Source organism: Erythrobacter sp. JK5 (assembly GCF_018205975.1).
GTDB lineage: Bacteria > Pseudomonadota > Alphaproteobacteria > Sphingomonadales > Sphingomonadaceae > Erythrobacter.
The window spans coordinates 1,897,799-1,915,685 of the sequence record NZ_CP073577.1; the positions used below are offsets into that span (position 1 = coordinate 1,897,799).

A 17,887-nucleotide genomic window follows, 5' to 3' on the forward strand; every position below is an offset into this window, starting at 1 on the left:
AACGGCGCGAATCCAGATGGATCGCGCTCGAACTGGGTGTCGTATAGCGCCCGGGCACGATTTTGGCAAGGTTCTGCGGGCGTTGCAGCGCGGCCACACCGGATCGGTCGCCCTCGGGCAGCTCGCGCTATGCAGCGCGGCATGCCCCCGCTAAAGGCATCGGCGCAATGTCTGTCACCCTTTCCCCCCTCACCGCATCGGCCTTCGTCGCCACCGGAGGCGCCATCGGCGCACTCGGGCGCTACCAGCTGGGGCGTGCGGTCATGCACTACATCGGCCCCGCAAATGCATTTCCATGGTCGACTTTCGCCGCGAACCTGCTCGGCTGCTTTGCCATGGGGCTGCTGTTCGGCTGGCTCGCCCGGCATGGCGGCGCAAACGAGACACTGCGCCTGCTGCTCGGCGTCGGGCTGCTGGGCGGGTTCACCACCTTCAGCGCGTTCGGGCTCGAAATGCTGCTGCTGATCGAGCGCGGCGCGATCGGTCTTGCGCTCGCCTATTCGGGCGGATCGGTGCTGGCGGGGGTCGGCGCGCTGTATATCGGGCTGCTGCTGGTGCGAGCCGTCGCATGACGCCCAAACCTTCCGACCGGGTGCGCCAGTTCACCATTGCCGAGGACGACGACGGCATCCGGCTCGACCGCTGGTTCAAGCGCAACCTGCCGCAGATCGGCTTTGCAACGATCTCGCGCTGGGCGCGGACGGGGCAGGTGCGGGTCGATGGCAAGCGCGCCCGGCCCGAGGACCGCCTCGCCACCGGACAGGTGCTGCGGGTGCCGCCGGGCGGCGAACCGACGGGCAAGAAACCGCGCCCCCGGCGCGAACTCTCGGCGGAGGACATCGCCGAAGCGCGCGCGATGGTGATCCGCGAGACCCGCACCGCAATCGTGCTCAACAAGCCGCCGGGCCTCGCGACGCAGGGCGGCAGCAAGACCAACCGCCATGTCGACGGGCTGCTCGATGCGTTCGTCGAGGATGACGAGACGCCCCGGCCGCGCCTCGTCCACCGGCTCGACAAGGACACCTCGGGCGTGCTGCTGATCGCGCGCACGCCGGGCAGCGCCGCCGCCTATTCGAAGCGCTTTGCCGGGCGCACCGCGCGCAAAGTCTACTGGGCGCTGGTGGTCGGCGTGCCCGAGGTGCGCGAAGGCACGATCGACGCGCCGCTCGCCAAGCAACCGGGCACCGGCGGCGAGAAGATGCATGTCGACGAAGACGAAGGTGCACCGGCCAAGACCCGCTACCGCGTGATCGAGCGCGCCGGACAGAAGGCGGCCTGGGTCGAGCTGGAGCCGCTGACCGGACGCACCCACCAGCTGCGCGTGCACATGGCGGCGATCGGCCATCCGATCGTGGGCGACGGCAAGTATGGCGGGCAGGATGCGTTCCTGACCGGCACGATTAGCCGCAAGATGCACCTTCACGCGCGCCGCCTGATCATCGCCGAGCCGGGCAGCAAGGGCACCGGCGGCAAGCTCGACGTGACGGCCGATCTGCCCGATCATTTCGCCGCGAGCATGGAAGCGCTGGGGTTCGACCCCGCGCTGAGCGATGCCGCCCCGATGCGCGACCAAGCGCCCGAGCGCACTCCGGCGCAGAAAAAGCAGGCCGCGCGCCAGCACGCCAAGCAATACCGCAAGGAACGCCGCGGCGAACGGCGCAGCCGGACCACCTCCGCCGCCACCGCCAAGCGCAAGGTCAAAGGCAAGCCCAAGGGGCGCAAAAAGTGACCCGGCCCAAGCCGCGCCTGGCCGTGTTCGATTGTGACGGCACGCTGGTCGATGGGCAGGCGGACATCTGCGACACGATGGTGCAGGCGTTTGAGCGCGCGAAGATCCCCGCGCCCGACCGCAACGATGTGCGCCGGATCGTCGGGCTCAGCCTGCCGGTGGCGATCCGCAAGCTTGCGCCCGACCTGACCGACAACGACGCGCGCAATGTGGTCGAATTCTACAAGAGCGGATATTTCGCCAGGCGGCAGGAGGGCGTCCTGCACGAACCGCTGTACGACGGCATCGCCGACCTGCTCGGCGCGCTTCACGGCAGCGGCTGGCAGCTCGCCGTCGCGACCGGCAAGTCGGATCGCGGTCTCGAGGCGGTGCTCGCCGCGCACGGCCTTACCGACCTGTTCGTCTCGCTCCAGACCGCCGATCGCCACCCGTCGAAACCGCATCCCGCGATGCTCGAAGCGGCGCTGTTCGAAGCCGGAGCGACGCCGGACGAGGCGGTGATGATCGGCGATACGACTTTCGATATCGACATGGCGCGCGCCGCCAATGTCCGCGCGGTGGGCGTGGCCTGGGGCTATCACGAGCCGGGCGAGCTGACGCTGGCAGGCGCTGCCGCGATCGCGCAGGACGTCGCCGACCTGGAGCGGCTGCTGTGAGCGACGACGAAGCGCGGGCAAAGCGCCGCTATTTCATTCTCGGCGGGGTGCGTTTCGGATCGCTCGCGGTGCTGCTGATGGGCCTGATGATCGCGCGCGCGGTGATCGACGCGCCCTATGCGCTCGGCATCGCGCTCACGGTGGCCGGATTGCTCGCGTTCTTCTTTGTCCCGCCGCTGCTGGCCAAGAGCTGGAAGGCGAACGATCGGGACCAGCCGGAGTGAAACGCTTTTACGACATGGTCGCCGTTGCCGAGGCAGGCGGCGGCTGGCAGGTCACGCTCGACGGGCGCGGGGTGAAGACCGTCCAGCGCAAACCGCAGATCGTGCCGCACGAAGATATGGCCTTTGCACTCGCTTCCGAATGGCGCGCTCAGGATGACGAGATCGATCCCGGCTCGTTCCGCCTGCGCGACATGGTCGATTACGCCATCGACGTCGTGGCGCCGCATCCCGCAGGCGTCGCGTTCAAGCTGGTCGCCTATTCCGATACCGACACGCTGCTTTACCGGGCGCATCCCGACGAGCCGCTGTATGCGCGCCAGCAGCAGGTGTGGGAGCCGATCCTGTCTGCTTTCGAAGCGCGCGAAGGGGTGACATTGAAGCGCGTGAGCGGCGTCATCCATGCCCCGCAGGACGAAGCCGCGCTGGAGAAGCTGAAACTACGGCTCGCGTCGCTCGATGCCTTTTGCCTGGCGGCGGTGGAAAGCATGACCAGCCTCGCGGCTTCGCTGGTGGTGGGGCTGACCGCGCTCGAGACCGATGGCGATCCGCGACCCCTGTGGCGGGCAGCCGGTCTCGAAGAGGAATGGCAGGCCGAGCTGTGGGGACGGGACGAGGAAGCCGAGGACCGCCGGATAAGGCGCGAGCTCGATTTCCTGTTCGCACACCAGCTCGCCCGACTGGCGCAGGGAGACGAGTGGATCGCGGGGTCTCGCCCCGAATAGCCGGATTACCCGGCCGGGCTGTCCGCGACGGCTGGCGCGCTCGGCGCGATCGAGCCCTCCGTCATCCAGTCCGCGACTTCGCCCGCAACCGTGTTGGCCGCGCGGTTCAGCGCCGGGCCGACCGACGCCGCATCGGGCAGCACGCCGCTTTCGCGCGCTTCGAACCGGCGCGATTCGACCGCGCCGCCTTCTCCGGTGCGCACCGCGTCGTAGCGCACCACCACCGCAGACGATCCGGCATCGTAGCCCATGTCGAGCAGCGTCCCGCGCAGGGTCCGGTCGGCGAGCGTCGGCGTGTCGTCGCTGTCGAGCACCAGCACCGATCCGCGCGCGCGCAGAGTTTCGCCCAGCAGGCGACGGAACAACCGCGCGGGCCGTTCGACCCAGAAGGCTTCCTGAAGGTAGGCGATCTCGGTATCGCTGACCGTTACCGGAACCCGCAGCACATCGAGCTTGGCCGGGGTCTCGGGCGTCAGCACCGCGATCGTCGCGCCTTCGCCCGCCCGTGCGCCCGCGCCCGCTGCGGCTGTCGCGGTCGGCTTCAGCGTCAGCAGGCTTTCGGGCGGGTCGCCCGCGCCGAAACTGACGCAGCCGCCCAGCAGCAGCCCGGCCGAGAGCGCGGCGGCGATGCAATGTATTCTGATGCGGTTGTTCACCTGCACTCCTCTCACGGCTCGTAATCGGGCAGTTTCTGATTGCCGACCAGCGAACCGACCCCCTGGGTTTCGAGCCGCTCGGTAATCGCCCGCAGGCTGCGGCTGGTCGTGCGCAGATCCTGCAGGGTCGCTTCGGCGGCAGGCAGCGTGGTCTCGCGCAGCGCCCGCGCGGCGGGCCGCGTGTCTTCCAGCGTCGCCGCCAGCGACGCCGCCGCCTGATTGGCCGACTTCAGCGTTCCGCGCAGCTCGGTGGCAAGCGCCGGGCCTTCCTGGTTCAACAGCCTGTCGGTGGTCAGCGTGGCCTGTTCGAACGCGTCGAGCGCCTCGCCGGCTTCCTTCAGCGCCACTTCAAGCTCGGCAAACGTGCCTTCGAGGCGCGGCGCGGCTTCGGCCAGCTCGCCGGTCAGGCGGCTGGAATTGGCAAGGATCTCGGATATCTGCTGCTGATTTTCCGGACCCAGCAGCGTGTTCAGGTTCTCGGTCAGCGTCGCCAGCCGTTCGAGCAGCAGCGGCGCGTTGGCGACCAGTTCGCCGAACCCGCCGCGGCCCGGCGGAATGACCGGGCGGCCTTCGGGGCAGGCGGTCGTTTCGCAGGTGATCGCCGGTGCATCCTTGCGCGCACCGTCGAGCAGGATCGTCGAAACTCCGGTGAAGCTCGCCTGGATCGTTGCCGTGGTCCCGACCAGGATCGGCACGTCTTCCTTCACCTTGATCCGCACCCGCACGAATTCGGGGTTTTCGTTCGACAGTGCGATATCGCTCACCTGGCCGACAGGCACCCCGGCGAACGAAACCTGGCTGCCGTTGGCGAGCCCGGAAACCGATTGCGCGTAGAAGATGTCGTATTCGTTCTGCTCGCCCTGCCCGAGGCGCGCGATCCAGACGATGAACGCCGCCAGCGCCGCCAGCAAAATCAACGTCACCAGGCCGACCCAGAGGTGGTTCGCTCGCGTTTCCATCAGCGCTCCCTATGGACGCGCCGGGGCGCGCCTGTCCATGGGTTTGGTTTATCCAACATCCTGTCAGTCCCCTGTTTCCGCCCGCGCGCGCAGGTGGCTGCCCTTGGCGGCGCGGCCGCGCGGTCCGTTGAAATATTCGTCGATCCACGGGTGGTTGGTGTCGATCAGTTCGGGGATCGTGCCCACTGCGATCACTTGCTTGTCCGCTAGCACCGCCACCCGGTCGCAAATTTCGTAGAGCGTATCGAGATCGTGGGTGATCAGGAACACGGTGAGCCCCAGCGTTTCCTGCAATTCCTTGGTCAGCCGGTCGAACTTGGCCGCGCCGACCGGATCGAGCCCGGCGGTCGGTTCGTCGAGAAACAGCAGCTGGGGATCGAGCGCGAGCGCGCGGGCCAGTCCGGCGCGCTTCTTCATCCCGCCCGAAAGCTCCGACGGGTATTTCGAGATCGCCTCTTCGGGCAGGCCCGACAGCATCACCTTGTAGCGCGCGATGTCGCGCCGCAAGCTGGGCTCGATCTCGGGATAGAACTGCTTGAGCGGGACCTCGACATTCTCACCCACCGTAAGGGTCGAAAACAGCGCCCCGCCCTGGAACAGCACCCCCCACTGGCTGCGCACCCCGATATTTTCGTCGGGATCGGCATCGGTGATGCTCTGGCCGAGCACGTGGATGCTCCCGGCGGTGGGGATCTGGAGCCCGATGATCGAGCGCATCAGCACCGATTTGCCGGTGCCCGATCCCCCGACCACGCCCAGGATTTCGCCGCGCCTGACCGTGAGGTCGAGATTCTGGTGCACCGCGAAATCGTCGAACCGGTTCTCGAGCCCCTCGACCACGATCGGCGGCTCGCCACCGTCGGCAGGATTGATCTCCACCATCGCCTAGCCCCAGCCAATCTCGGTAAAGAACACCGCGAAGAACGCGTCGAGCACGATCACCGCGAAAATCGCCGAGACCACCGCCATGGTGGTGCGGGTGCCGACCTCCTCGGAATTCCCCTTGACCTGCATCCCGTGATAGCAGCCCGCGAGCGCCACGATCAGGCCGAACACCGGGGCCTTGATCAGCCCGACCCACAGATCGTGCGTCGGCACCACGTCCTGGATGCGATCGAGGAAGGTCAGGAACGGGATGCCGAGCGCGAACTGGCCGACCACCGCGCCGCCGATGATCCCGATCAGCGAGGAATAGAACCCCAGCAGCACCATCATGAAGGTGCATGCAAGGATGCGGGGGATGATCAGCACCTCGACCGGGGAGAGGCCGATCGTGCGCATCGCGTCGATTTCCTCGGTCAGTTTCATCGTGCCGATCTGCGCCGCGAAGGCGCTGCCCGAACGGCCTGCGACCATGATCGCGGTCATCAGCACGCCGAGCTCGCGCAGGGTGATGCGGCCGACGAGGTTGACCGTCAGCGCTTCGGCCCCGAACTGTTCGAGCTGCACCGCGCCCTGCTGCGCGATGACGATCCCGATCAGGAAGCTCATCAGCCCGATGATCGGCAGCGCCGACACGCCGACCAGCTCCATCTGGCGCACCAGCGCCTTGATCGGGAAGCGCGAAGGATTGCGGATGAGGCTGCCGAACCCGATCAGGATCTGCCCGAAAAAGCCCACCACCCCGTAGATGCCGCTGCGCATCGCGGCGACCTTTTCGCCCATCGCGACCGGCACGCGGGTCCACACCGGAACGCGCGGCGGGACGATGTCGGCATCGCTGCTGGCGCTTTCGACCGCATCGAGGATTCGCCGGGTGTGGGCATCGGCGCCGACGATTTCGGCATCGTGCTTGGCGGCGAGGCGGCAGGCGACCCATGCCCCGACGGTATCGATCTCCTCGATCCCCGAAACATCGACCGCCGATACCGCGTCGGTGATGGCGAACAGGTCCTGATCGATCGCGCCGACGGTGGACACCAGCACCGTTCCGGAAAGCGCCAGCCGTGCGCCCCCGGCGCCGTCATCCTCCAGTGCAAAATGCGCCAGCCCGTCCATCGCCTTGGCTATGCGGGGAAATCCGTCGCACCACAAGTGAGGACTCTCAGACGTTGCGTCGCACAATGCGCGCTGTATTGAGAATCGCGACCAGGAATTGACAGGATTGGCCGGGGCGCGCCCTCGGGACGCAAGCGACGAAAATGACAAGCGAATTATCCACCACGTTCGACCCCGCCGAAATCGAGGCGCGATGGTACCGGCATTGGGAGGAAACCGGCGGTTTCCGGCCCGAACGCCCCGACGCGGAAGCCTTCACGATCGTGAACCCGCCGCCCAATGTGACGGGCAGCCTCCATATCGGCCATGCGCTCGACAACACGCTGCAGGACGTGGTGATCCGGTACGAGCGCCTGCGCGGCAAGGATGCGCTGTGGGTGGTCGGCACCGACCATGCGGGCATCGCGACGCAGATGGTGGTCGAGCGCCAGCTTGAAGAGAAGCAGGACAAGCGCACCAATTATTCGCGCGAGGAATTCGTCGACAAGGTGTGGGCATGGAAGGCCGAATCCGGCGGCAAGATCACCCACCAGCTGCGGCGGCTGGGCTGTTCGATGGACTGGTCGCGCGAGCAGTTCACGATGGACCCGCACTTTACCAAGGCGGTGCTCAGGACCTTCGTCGATCTCTACAACGACGGGCTGATCTACCGCGACAAGCGGCTGGTCAACTGGGACCCGAAGCTCAAGACCGCGATCTCCGATCTCGAGGTGGAGCAGCAGACCATTCCGGGGAGCTTCTGGCACTTCAAATATCCGCTCGCAGACGGCGTGACGCTCGACAGCGGCCAGGACTATATCGAGGTCGCGACCACCCGGCCCGAGACGATGCTGGCCGATATGGCGGTCGCGGTTCACCCGTCCGACGAGCGCTATAAGTCGGTCGTCGGCAAGCACGTGATCCTGCCGCTGACCGGGCGGCGCATTCCCATCGTCGCGGACGAACACGCCGATCCGGAACTGGGTTCGGGCGCGGTGAAGATCACGCCGGGGCACGATTTCAACGACTTCGAGGTCGGCAAGCGCGCAGGCTTCGCGCCCGCCGAGATGCTCAACATGCTCGATGGCGACGCCAATGTCTGCCAGACGGCAGACGGGCTGGTGCCGGAGGAATTCATCGGCCTGCACCGCTTCAAGCGCGACGGGGTCGATGGGGCACGCGAACTGGTGGTGCAGCGGCTCAAGGAACAGGAATACCTGATCCCGCACGTTGTCCGCACAAAGCACGACGAGGTGCAAATGCTGGACGCCGAACCGCGCCAGATCGCAACCCCCTTCGGCGACCGCGGCGGCGTGGCGATCGAGCCGTGGCTGACCGACCAGTGGTATGTCGATGCGGCGAAACTCGCCGAAAAGCCGATCAAGGACGTGCGCGACGGCACGATCGAGATCGTTCCGAAGTCCTGGGAGAAAACCTTCTTCAACTGGATGGAGAACATCCAGCCGTGGTGCGTCTCGCGCCAGCTGTGGTGGGGGCACCGAATTCCGGCCTGGTTTGGTTTCTCACCATTAGTCTTTGAAACCCAGGATGATTCTGAAGGGAGTATGTGGAAGCGCCTAGCCGACGAACCAGAGGAGGTATTCGTAGCCGAATCAGAAGATGGTGTGATCCTCAAAGCGACCGAGTTCTATCGGAATCATTGTCCTCCTCAGTTCACGGTCGATGTTGAGCTCCGCGATGCGGTGGGACACAAACGAAATGGCGATCACTTCACCATCTATTTGAAGCGCGACCCCGACGTCCTCGACACGTGGTTCTCCTCTGCGCTGTGGCCGTTCGCGACGCTGGGGTGGCCCGATGCCTCCCCTCCCGTCACCCCAGCGAAAGCTGGGGTCTCAGGCGACAGCACACATACGCCCGAGATGCCAGCTTCCGCTGGCATGACGTATCTGGAGAAACACTTCCCCAACAGCCTGCTCATCTCCGGGTTCGACATCCTGTTCTTCTGGGATGCGCGGATGATGATGATGGGGCAGTACAATATGGGTGAGGCCCCGTGGCCGCGCCTGTATCTCCACGGCCTCGTGCGCGCTGCCGATGGCTCGAAGATGTCGAAATCCAAGGGCAATGTCGTCGACCCGCTCGGCCTGATCGACCAGTTCGGTGCCGACGCGCTCAGGTTCTTCATGGCGGCGATGGAAAGCCAGGGCCGCGACATCAAGATGGATGAGAAGCGGGTCGAAGGCTATCGCAACTTCGCCACCAAGCTGTGGAACGCGACGCGGTTCTGCCAGTCGAACGGCATCGGCAGGAGCACCACGATCAAGGCCCCGACCGCGCGCCTCGCCGCCAACCAGTGGATCATCGGCGAGGTGCAGACCTGCGTCGAGGAGCTCGACAGGGCGATGGCCGACCTGCGCTTCGACGCGGCGGCGAACGCGATCTACCAGTTCACGTGGAGCAAGTTCTGCGACTGGTATCTGGAACTGATCAAGCCGGTCTTCGCCGAAGGCGCTGACCCCGAGGCCATGCCCGCGGTCGAAACCCGCGCAGTCGCCGGGTGGGCGCTCGACCAGATCCTCGTCATGCTGCACCCGTTCATGCCCTTCATCACCGAAGAGCTGTGGCACGCGCAGGGTGAGCGCCAGTACGATCTGATCGTTGCCAGCTGGCCCAATCCGCGCGCCGCAGTGTCGAAGGACGCGACCGACGCGATCGACTGGGTGATCGACCTCACCACCAATGTCCGCAGCGCCAGGAACGAGCTCGGCATCCCGCCGGGCGCGAAGCTGGCGGCGTATGTTCCGCACGCGTCGGACCTCGCGGCCAGCACGATCGCGCGATCGAGCGCCGCGATCGAGCGGCTCGCGCGCCTGACCCCCGTGACCATTGGCGAAGCCCCCGCAGGCCCCGCGATGCAGGTCACCGCGCAGTCCGGTTCGGGAGCGGGCGACGTGTTCGTCATCCCGCTTGCAGGCATCATCGATGTCGAGGCCGAGAAATCGCGACTTGAAAAAGCGCTCGCCGCATCTGACAAAGAGGCGAAATCGCTTGGGGGTCGGCTGTCGAACCCGAACTTCGTCGAGCGGGCAAAGCCGGAGGCGGTCGACAAGGCCAAGGCCGATTTTGCCCACCATACGGCGGAGGTCGAACGGCTGAAGGCGGCGCTCGAGCGGCTGGGTTGACGATCGTTCAGGATGGAAAGCAATGAGCGACTTTTCCGAGGAATTCGACTTTTCCGCCCGCAAGTCGGGCAAGGGCCTGTTTGCCGAGGGCGAATGGCACGGTGACGACGTGACGCTGATCGCCGCGCTGGACGGCGATGCCGCCGAAGCGATCGACACGCTCGAACGGCTCCACAAGAGCTGGAAAGCGTGGTCGAGCGACCTGCGCGACGCGATCGAGGAGGAATACGGCGAAGCGGGCGATATCTGGATCGAGCGCATCACCGCCTTTGCCAAGGGCGAGTTCGAGATCGAATTCGGCGCGCCCGACCTATTCGACGAGGACACCGGGCTGGCGACGGGAAATCTCAAGGACGGCTTCGACGAGATCGGAACGGTCGGCTAGGTTTCCTACACGCGCCATTCGTGGCATGGCGCACGCATGATCCATGCCGCAATCCGCGTTTCGAGTTGGAGAAGTGTCAACTTCGCTTTTCGGGCGATTTTGCGAGGATTCCTGCGGGATTGGGGCACCTCCGGAGTGCCTGACACGGTGTCGGGTGTGTCAACTTCGTGTGCGGGTGCAGCATGGCGTTAGTGCTGGCCACCGACGATAGCGGCGGGCCGGAAATCTTCGCCAGCCTGCAGGGCGAAGGGCCGAGCGCGGGCACGCCGGTCGCGTTCATCCGCCTGTCGCGCTGCAATCTCGCCTGCACCTGGTGCGACACCGCCTATACCTGGCGGTTCGAGGGCGACAATCGTCCGCATCGCGACGGCGTGGCGTTCGCGCGCAAGGCCAATCAGGTGACCCTGCCCGAAGAGGAGGTGGCCGAGCTTGTCGCGGCGCTGGGCCAGTCGCGGCTCGTCATCACCGGCGGCGAACCGCTGATGCAATGCGGGCCGCTGGCGGATTTGCTCGCGCTGCTGCCCGATATCGCAGTCGAGATCGAAACCAACGGCACGGTGAAGGCCACCGCGCATGTCGATATCCGGGTCGATCAGTACAACGTCAGCCCCAAGCTGGCGCATTCGGGCAACGAGGCGGCGCTGGCGCTGATCCCCGAGCGGCTCGACTTCTATGCCAGCGATCCGCGCGCGTTCTTCAAGTTCGTGATTGCCGCACCGGAGGACGTCGAGGAGGTGTTGGACCTGCAGCGCCGCCACCGCATCCGTCCCGACAGGCTGTTCCTGATGGCGGAAGGCACGACCAGCGCAGCGTTGCGCGAGAAGCAGGCGTGGCTCAGCGAACTATGCCTGAAGCACGGCCTGCGCATGAGCGACCGGCTGCACATTCATCTGTACGGGGATGAACGGGGGACGTGATTTGTTTTCGCCCTCAAACGCCGGGCGCGGGCCATCCGGCCCGCTTGGCTTCGCCGCAGTGGCGGCGGCGCGCGGTCGCGCGCTGGCTCACCTGCGGCTCGCAAGAAGAATGAAAGGAGAAACCACTCGGTCGCGCAGCGACCGCAAGGGCGACCGCCCGCCCGCAGTGGATTCGGAGCGAAGCGGAGAAGGCCGTCAGGCCACCCAACCTTCAGGTCGCATGAGCGAGGATTTCGCACCCCGGATGGGGTGCGGAAAACAAGAACTCTAACCCTGCGACCTCCACCGCAGCACGACCCGCTCGACCGTCTCTTCCTCGCCGCCGCTGCGGTTCCAGAGATCGACGAAGCTCGGGTCTTCCGAGGCCGGGCGCTTGTGTTCCTCGAGCGTGTCGAAGGTGACACGGATCGGGATCGCGACGCCCTCGCCGCAGATGATGCATTCGCGGTTGCGCAGCGCCGGGATCGAATCGAGGAACCCGCGCGAGCCTTCGGGCATCGCCGACTTCACGAACGCCTGGTCGCGATCGTTGTTGAGACGCATCGAGATGATGGTGCCGCATTGCGACAGCACGCCCTCGGCAAGGTCGGACGGGCGCTGGGTGATGAGGCCGAGCGAGATGCCGTACTTACGGCCCTCCTTGGCGATCCGGCTGAGAATGCGCCCGACCGAAGAGCCGTCCGAGTTCTTCTCGTTGGGAACGTAGCGGTGCGCCTCTTCGCACACCAGCAGCACCGGGCGCGGTTTCTCTTCGCGGCCCCAGATCGCGAAGTCGAACACCAGCCGGCTGAGCACCGCGACCACGGTCGACGTGATGTCCGACGGCACGCCCGACACGTCGATGATGGAGATCGGCTTGCCGTCGCTCGGCATGCGGAACACCTTGGAGATGAACTCCGTCATCGTGTCGCCGACCAGCATGCCCGAGAACATGAACTGGTAGCGCGGGTCGGTCTTGAGTTCCTCGAGCTTGCTCTTGATCCGCATGTACGGAGCAGACGACGTCGCCTTGTCGAGCTTGCCCATCTCGTCCTGGATCTTGTTGGACAGGTCCGACAGCAGATACGGGATCGGCGAATCCACCGTGATCTTGCCCATCGTTTCCGCCAGCCGGTTCTTCGAGCGCGCGTGCAACAGGCACTTGGCCAGAATGTCGGCATCGACCTGGCGGTTGTTGCCCTCGCTGGTGAGCAGCACTTCGCAATGCTCTTCGAAATTCATCAGCCAGTACGGCATGTTGAGGTTCGACACGTCGAGGATCTGGCCGGTCTGGCGAAACGCGGCGCTGTATTCGCCGTGCGGGTCGATCATCACGATGTGGCCCTGCGGCGCGGCTTCGCAAATGCGGTGCAGGATCAGCGCGGCGCTGGTGGACTTACCGGTACCGGTCGACCCGAGCAGCGCGAAGTGCTTGCCCAGCATCGCATCGACATACAGGCCGGCGCGGATATCCTTGGTCGGAAACACCTTGCCGATGGTGATGTTGGCGCGGCCATCGCTGGCGTAGATCTGCTCGAGGTCCTTGGTGGTCGCTGGGTAGACCATCGATCCGGGCACCGGATAGCGGGTCACACCGCGTTTGAACCCGTGGATGCGACCGGTCAGTTTTTCCTCGCCGCCTTCGCCCAGGAAATCGATATTGGCAATGATCCCGCCTTCGGTGCGGCGGTCCTTGCGCTGATCGCGGACGTTGGCCAGCAGCCACGCGTCGCCGACGCGGATCTTGATCTGGCTGCCGACCTGCCCGGCAAGCTGGATCGAGGGATCATCGTCCTGCATGCATTCGTTGATGCGCGGAAGATCGAACGCAACCTGCGACCCGGAACCCGAGATTTCGAGCACCACGCCGATCGGCGCGCGGGCATTGTCGTATTGCGAATCCGCCTGCGCTGTGTCCTCGCCGCGGTCCTCCGCTTCATTGCCCGGCCCACCCGGCCCGGTAAAGCGTTCGAAATTCTGGTGCCCCATATCGGTCATGCGCGGTCCCTTGGTCCCTTCGAGTGTCGCGAAGTCTCGCTCCGGGCGAGCGCGCCCGGTCAATCGCTAAACCGAAGGCAGATAACGGGAACGGGGTTAAAATCGCGTCAACGAAACCGCGCGGGCGGGATTACAATCGTGCGAACAGGCGCCCGGCAAGCCAGCCCATTCCGAGCGACAGCAGGATCGCCCCCAGTCCGTAGAGCGGCGACCACCTCTGGGCGGCGACCACCACCTGACCTTCAAGCCCGACCTTGACGACCTCGATCTCGGCGGTGGCGCTGGCGACCACCCGCCCATTGGCGATCGCGAAGGTCTCGGCGGTGTAGGGCCCGGTGGTGACATTGGAAGGCAGCGCGATCCGCGCCTGGTACAACACGCCTTGCTTGATCCGGACCCCCTCGGCGTCCTGCTTGTACAGCCCGGCGCGCTGGCGCATGTCGACCAGTCCGCGGGCAAAACGCGCCTGCACCTGCGGATCGATCATCCCGCTCGGGCTGAGCTGGATGAAGTTGGTCCCGAGCTCGTAGATCGCGGCGGTGCGCGGATCGACGATCTCGCTGATCGGACGCGAGGATGCCACGGCGAAGAACGAGGGGGCCGAGCGGAAATCGCTGTCCCCCGCATTCATCCAGATCCCGGCGATCCGCTCCTTTTCGCGCAACCGGATCGGTTCGGTCGGCCCCTTGAGCACGACCACGATATCGTAATCTGCGGTAGCTCCCGGCCCGGCCGGATCGACGATTGCGCCGTAGAGCAACAGGTCCGCGCCGGTGAAACCCTGCCGCACCTCGATCCGCGATTCGCTGACCTCTGGGACAAGGATGGGCTCGCTCTGCCCGGAAAGGAACATCGCCGCCGCCAGCACAAAGCCAAGGCGGAGCGCGCGGCTCACAGCGGGCTCACGGTGTAGATCTCGTCCGGCTGTACGCCGAGTCCGTAGAGCATCCTCAGCGCCACCGCGATCACGATCGCCGCCAGCACCAGCCGCAGGATCTCCGGCCGCGCCTTGAGCGCGATCTGGGTGCCGAACTGGGCGCCCATCACCGAACCGAGCAGCAGCAATCCGGCCAGTATGATGTCGACCGCCTTGGTGGTCAGGGCATGCGTCATGGTCGTCACCATCGTCACGAACAGGATCTGGAACAGCGAGGTTCCGACCACGACATTGCCGCTCATGCCGAGCAGGTAGAGCATCGCCGGAACCAGGATGAACCCGCCACCCACGCCCATCAGCATCGTCAGCACCCCGACGACCGTGCCCAGGATCAGCGGCGCCAGCGGCGATATGTAGAGGCCCGAGCGATAGAACCGCCAGCGAAACGGCAGGCCCGCCACCAGCGGGTGATGGCGCCGCTTGCGCACTTGCGCGGTGGCGGAGCCGCGCGGTCTCAGCGCACCGATGGACTCGCGCATCATCAGCGAACCGATCGTGCCGAGCATCAGGACATAGAGAATGTTGATGACGACATCGATCTGACCGATCGATTGCAGCAACCGGAACAGCACGGCACCCAGCAGGGCGCCGACCACCCCGCCGCCGACCATCACCAGGCCCATGCGATAATCCACCCCGTGGCGTCGGCGATGCGCCAGCACCCCGGAAACGCTCGCCCCGGTCACCTGGGTCGCCGCCGATGCCGCCGCAACCGTGGGGGGAATGCCGTAGAAGATCAGCAGCGGCGTGGTGAGGAACCCTCCGCCCACCCCGAACAGGCCCGACAGGATACCGGTCAGCCCCCGAGCAGCACGATGTACAGCCCGTTCACCGAGAGATTCGCGATCGGGAGATAGACGTCCATGGCCAAGCGATTAGCTCACCCGGCGAGCGGATTAAACCCGCAGAAGTGCGCGCTACCCCGCCTTGTGCACCGGACCGTGGTTCAGAACCGGGTCGAAAGCGTCGCCGCGACCCCCGAAGCCGGGGCGGCATCGCCCGCGACGCGTTCGCGCCAGTCGACCGAAAGCCGCGCCGGAACGGTCCCGACCGAAAGGTCGAACCGCACGGTCGGCCCGAGATCGAGCCGCGACGCATCCTGCTGCGCGCCGCCCCACGCGCCCGCTCCGACGCTGAGCCTTGCGGGGCGGGTCGCTGCGAGGTCGAAACGGGCGACTTCGCGGGTCAGCGCAATCTGTCCGTCGGCGAACGGGGTCGCGGCATTCCCGCCGACATACCCGCCCTGCACATAGGCTTCGCCCACGATTCCGCCGGGAAGCTTTGCCGGCGGCAGTTCGGTCACGAGATAGGCGGCCGGGCGCAGTTCGGTGCCCGCAGCGTTTTCGGCGATGCGCAGTTCGGCGCGGGCGCGCAGCGGGAGCCTCCCGACCGGACGCAGCGCTATTCCGGCAGCGAGTTCGGTCTCGCCCTTCTCGACCAGCGCGCGATAGGCCCGTGCATATAGCGCGGGATCGCGCCGCGAAGCGGGCGCAAGGCGGAATTGCAGGCTCGCGCCGATCTGGCTTGCGCCGTAGATCGGCACCCGACCCTGCGAGACCGGCGCGGCGTTCGATCCCTGCCGCCAGAATGCCCAGGTATCGAGCGACCAGCGGCCAGCCGACGCGCCGCGCCGGTCGGCAGTCGCGAGCGGCTGCGCGTATGGCGGGTACGGATTGCCCGAACCTGCGACCAGCGCTCCACCGCCCGACGAAAGCGCGTCCTCGACCGCGCGCGGCATCGGCATGTTTCCGAGCGCCGCAAGCCACAGCAGCCGGTGCCCCGCCGCGATCCGCGGATGCACCGAAAACGGCGAAGCCGCGGCGAAGGCAGGACTGCGGGAAGAACGCGCGAGGAGTGGACGCAGCGCTGGCGAGGCATGAACCGTTCGCCCGAAGGGGGGATCGGCGGCCTGAGCGTCAGGTAGGATTTCGGCCGTGGAAGCGCGATCGCCAGCGATCGGGTCGTCCGCCGCCGCCAGCAGAATCGCGTCCGGGCCGAGCTCCAGCGGCATGGCTGCAAACGGGCTTTCCCACATCAGCGTGCGACCGCCGATCCAGACCGCCATCAGCAGGCCCAGAACCGCGATCGGTCCGCCCCGGCGCCGCGTTTCCCCCGTCCCGATCACGCCGCCCCTGCTGCCGCCTGAGTGCGCGCCGGATGTGCAGAGTGGGGAGTCTTGTCCCACTCGATCGCGCGGCCGATCAGCGTACGCGCATAGGCCATCACCGCGCGCCTCCCGGCCATGATGGCGACGATGTTCGTCACCGGGATGCGCACCACAGCGCGCAGCCCTTCGGCATAGCCGTACTGGCTGGCGGTAAAGCCGAACCGCCAGACCGTGCGCCACACGAAGGCGACGAGATTGGCGATCAGCAGCGCCTCGAGCGCCGGCGACAGCGGCAGCCGCTCGCCGTATCCCAGCGCGATGGCGGTCCAGCCCAGAAGCGTCAGCGCCAGCAGCGTGTATCCGACCAGCAGCACCAGCGCGGTCAGCGGCCCGCGCCGGTCGCGCGCGCGCATCCAGGCTTCGACTGCGCCGCCGGACCAGCCGACCCGGTCCCAACCCTGCAAGGCGATGCCGTGGACCCAGCGGGTTTTCTGCTTCACCACGTGATCGAGCCGTGCGGGGAAGAATGCGCGGGTGGCGACCAGCCGCCCGTCCTCGCCCTGCACCCTGACGAACCGGCAAAGCCCGCCGTTCTCGGCGACGGCCAGGCCGAGTTCGTAATCCTCGGTCAGCGAATCCGCCGCGAACGGGCGCAGGTCGAAGCGGCGGCGGCACAATTTCTGCAGCGCATCGCGCGACACCGCGCAGCCCACGCCCGCGCCTGGCAGCGCCGCTCCCAGCGCGTCGCGGACGACCATCGCCTTGCCATGCGCCTCGGCAAACTCCTCGCAATAATGGCTGCCGAGCCAGCGGCTGTCGGGCTGCGGCATCGGTTCGACCGGGAGCTGGACGAAGTCGGCTCCGTCGGCGATCGCTCCGTCGAGCACGCCGAGCGCTGCCGGATCGACCATGTCCTCGGCATCCTGGAACACCACGCACGCGAACAGCAGGCCCATGCGCCGTTCGTCATCGCGCATCGCCGCATAGAGCCGGTTGAGGCAATCGGCCTTGGTGCTCGGCCCCGCGCGGTCGTGGATCACGATCCGCAGCCGCCGGTCGCCCGGGGCAGCGCGCATCACTGCCGCGATCGTCTCGGGATCGTTGCGGTAGCATCCGACATACAGCCGGTAGCCTTCCTGCGGCCAGGCCTTGAGCGCGTGGGCGACGGTGTCGGCGATCACGTCTGACTCGTGCCACGCAGGGATGAAGACCGCAGCCGGTCCCCTGAGCGGCGCTTCGTGCAGCGCTCGCCGGTCGATCCGCCGGGTCGGCGCGCGGCCCGTCAGCTTCAGCCAGATCCAGGCCACATCGATCGCCAGATCATCGATCGCGCCGATCAGGAAGAACACCCCGGCGAACAACAGCAATTCATGCTGGAACAGCACCAGCCATTGCCACACGTCGAAATCCCAGATTGCCAAGGCGACCCCTTTTCCCTGCGAAAATCAGCCTACCGCGCCCGGATTGCCCTTGCAACGGGGGAAACTTTTCTCAA

At 66.5% G+C, this 17,887-nt stretch carries 16 protein-coding genes and 1 pseudogene; 8 read left to right on the forward strand and 9 right to left on the reverse strand.

Features of this window, described 5'->3' with window-relative positions:
* Nucleotides 1–167: 167 nt before the first annotated feature.
* The 5 genes from crcB to KDC96_RS09300 are packed head-to-tail and all read left to right on the forward strand — an operon-like array spanning nt 168 to nt 3,331.
* Complete coding sequence (gene crcB / locus KDC96_RS09280) at nt 168–572, forward strand: fluoride efflux transporter CrcB (protein WP_212448180.1); 405 nt, start codon at nt 168–170, stop codon at nt 570–572.
* Nucleotides 569–1,729: an RluA family pseudouridine synthase gene (locus KDC96_RS09285; protein WP_212448181.1), complete on the forward strand. Its 1,161-nt coding sequence runs from the start codon at nt 569–571 to the stop codon at nt 1,727–1,729. The genes crcB and KDC96_RS09285 overlap by 4 nt, the downstream gene beginning before the upstream one ends.
* Nucleotides 1,726–2,385, forward strand: a complete 660-nt coding sequence (locus KDC96_RS09290; RefSeq protein ID WP_212448182.1) for an HAD-IA family hydrolase — start codon at nt 1,726–1,728, stop codon at nt 2,383–2,385. The genes KDC96_RS09285 and KDC96_RS09290 overlap by 4 nt, the downstream gene beginning before the upstream one ends.
* A complete protein-coding gene (locus KDC96_RS09295) occupies nt 2,382–2,609 on the forward strand; it encodes a hypothetical protein (protein ID WP_212448183.1) in 228 nt (75 codons plus the stop codon). The genes KDC96_RS09290 and KDC96_RS09295 overlap by 4 nt, the downstream gene beginning before the upstream one ends.
* Nucleotides 2,606–3,331, forward strand: coding sequence for an ATP12 family chaperone protein (locus KDC96_RS09300; protein ID WP_212448184.1), 726 nt, complete (start codon nt 2,606–2,608; stop codon nt 3,329–3,331). The genes KDC96_RS09295 and KDC96_RS09300 overlap by 4 nt, the downstream gene beginning before the upstream one ends.
* Before the next feature lie 5 nt (nt 3,332–3,336).
* Here KDC96_RS09300 and KDC96_RS09305 read toward each other — a convergent pair whose 3' ends face one another.
* From KDC96_RS09305 to KDC96_RS09320, 4 genes are all read right to left on the reverse strand, one after another.
* Nucleotides 3,337–3,987 carry an ABC-type transport auxiliary lipoprotein family protein gene (locus KDC96_RS09305; RefSeq protein WP_249171738.1) on the reverse strand — a complete coding sequence of 217 codons (651 nt, stop codon included), beginning with the start codon at nt 3,985–3,987 and terminating at the stop codon, nt 3,337–3,339.
* Nucleotides 3,988–3,998: 11 nt separating this feature from the next.
* Nucleotides 3,999–4,946 carry an MlaD family protein gene (locus KDC96_RS09310; protein WP_212448185.1) on the reverse strand — a complete coding sequence of 316 codons (948 nt, stop codon included), beginning with the start codon at nt 4,944–4,946 and terminating at the stop codon, nt 3,999–4,001.
* Between the two features lie 63 nt (nt 4,947–5,009).
* A complete protein-coding gene (locus KDC96_RS09315) occupies nt 5,010–5,828 on the reverse strand; it encodes an ABC transporter ATP-binding protein (RefSeq protein ID WP_212448186.1) in 819 nt (272 codons plus the stop codon).
* A 3-nt stretch (nt 5,829–5,831) separates the two neighbouring features.
* Nucleotides 5,832–6,944, reverse strand: a complete 1,113-nt coding sequence (locus KDC96_RS09320; protein WP_212448187.1) for an ABC transporter permease — start codon at nt 6,942–6,944, stop codon at nt 5,832–5,834.
* 143 nt (nt 6,945–7,087) lie between these two features.
* On the opposite strand from KDC96_RS09320, the gene KDC96_RS09325 reads away from it, so the two are divergent.
* From KDC96_RS09325 to KDC96_RS09335, 3 genes are all read left to right on the forward strand, one after another.
* Nucleotides 7,088–10,069: a valine--tRNA ligase gene (locus tag KDC96_RS09325; protein ID WP_212448188.1), complete on the forward strand. Its 2,982-nt coding sequence runs from the start codon at nt 7,088–7,090 to the stop codon at nt 10,067–10,069.
* A 22-nt stretch (nt 10,070–10,091) separates the two neighbouring features.
* Complete coding sequence (locus KDC96_RS09330) at nt 10,092–10,454, forward strand: hypothetical protein (protein WP_212448189.1); 363 nt, start codon at nt 10,092–10,094, stop codon at nt 10,452–10,454.
* A 182-nt stretch (nt 10,455–10,636) separates the two neighbouring features.
* Nucleotides 10,637–11,371, forward strand: coding sequence for a 7-carboxy-7-deazaguanine synthase QueE (locus KDC96_RS09335; RefSeq protein WP_212448190.1), 735 nt, complete (start codon nt 10,637–10,639; stop codon nt 11,369–11,371).
* Between the two features lie 267 nt (nt 11,372–11,638).
* Here the strand turns inward: KDC96_RS09335 and KDC96_RS09340 are convergent, their stop codons facing one another.
* The 5 genes and pseudogenes from KDC96_RS09340 to KDC96_RS09360 form a co-directional block, all read right to left on the reverse strand.
* Complete coding sequence (locus tag KDC96_RS09340; RefSeq protein ID WP_212448191.1) at nt 11,639–13,348, reverse strand: ATP-binding protein; 1,710 nt, start codon at nt 13,346–13,348, stop codon at nt 11,639–11,641.
* Between the two features lie 130 nt (nt 13,349–13,478).
* Nucleotides 13,479–14,201, reverse strand: coding sequence for a TIGR02186 family protein (locus tag KDC96_RS09345; RefSeq protein ID WP_212452564.1), 723 nt, complete (start codon nt 14,199–14,201; stop codon nt 13,479–13,481).
* A gap of 38 nt (nt 14,202–14,239) precedes the next feature.
* A pseudogene (locus KDC96_RS09350) lies at nt 14,240–15,150 on the reverse strand (sulfite exporter TauE/SafE family protein).
* Nucleotides 15,151–15,231: 81 nt separating this feature from the next.
* Nucleotides 15,232–16,410 carry a hypothetical protein gene (locus KDC96_RS09355; protein WP_212448192.1) on the reverse strand — a complete coding sequence of 393 codons (1,179 nt, stop codon included), beginning with the start codon at nt 16,408–16,410 and terminating at the stop codon, nt 15,232–15,234.
* A complete protein-coding gene (locus tag KDC96_RS09360) occupies nt 16,407–17,813 on the reverse strand; it encodes a glycosyl transferase family protein (protein WP_212448193.1) in 1,407 nt (468 codons plus the stop codon). Before KDC96_RS09360 ends, KDC96_RS09355 begins: the two co-directional genes overlap by 4 nt.
* Nucleotides 17,814–17,887: the final 74 nt, after the last annotated feature.

Coding starts and splice junctions, on each gene's coding strand:
- KDC96_RS09285 (WP_212448181.1), top strand. CDS start 569: ATGACGCCCAAACCTTCCGACCGGGTGCGCCAGTTCACCATTGCCGAG.
- KDC96_RS09345 (WP_212452564.1), bottom strand. CDS start 14,201: ATGTTCCTTTCCGGGCAGAGCGAGCCCATCCTTGTCCCAGAGGTCAGC.
- KDC96_RS09330 (WP_212448189.1), top strand. CDS start 10,092: ATGAGCGACTTTTCCGAGGAATTCGACTTTTCCGCCCGCAAGTCGGGC.
- KDC96_RS09335 (WP_212448190.1), top strand. CDS start 10,637: ATGGCGTTAGTGCTGGCCACCGACGATAGCGGCGGGCCGGAAATCTTC.
- KDC96_RS09315 (WP_212448186.1), bottom strand. CDS start 5,828: ATGGTGGAGATCAATCCTGCCGACGGTGGCGAGCCGCCGATCGTGGTC.
- KDC96_RS09340 (WP_212448191.1), bottom strand. CDS start 13,348: ATGACCGATATGGGGCACCAGAATTTCGAACGCTTTACCGGGCCGGGT.
- KDC96_RS09325 (WP_212448188.1), top strand. CDS start 7,088: ATGACAAGCGAATTATCCACCACGTTCGACCCCGCCGAAATCGAGGCG.
- KDC96_RS09310 (WP_212448185.1), bottom strand. CDS start 4,946: ATGGAAACGCGAGCGAACCACCTCTGGGTCGGCCTGGTGACGTTGATT.
- crcB (WP_212448180.1), top strand. CDS start 168: ATGTCTGTCACCCTTTCCCCCCTCACCGCATCGGCCTTCGTCGCCACC.
- KDC96_RS09320 (WP_212448187.1), bottom strand. CDS start 6,944: ATGGACGGGCTGGCGCATTTTGCACTGGAGGATGACGGCGCCGGGGGC.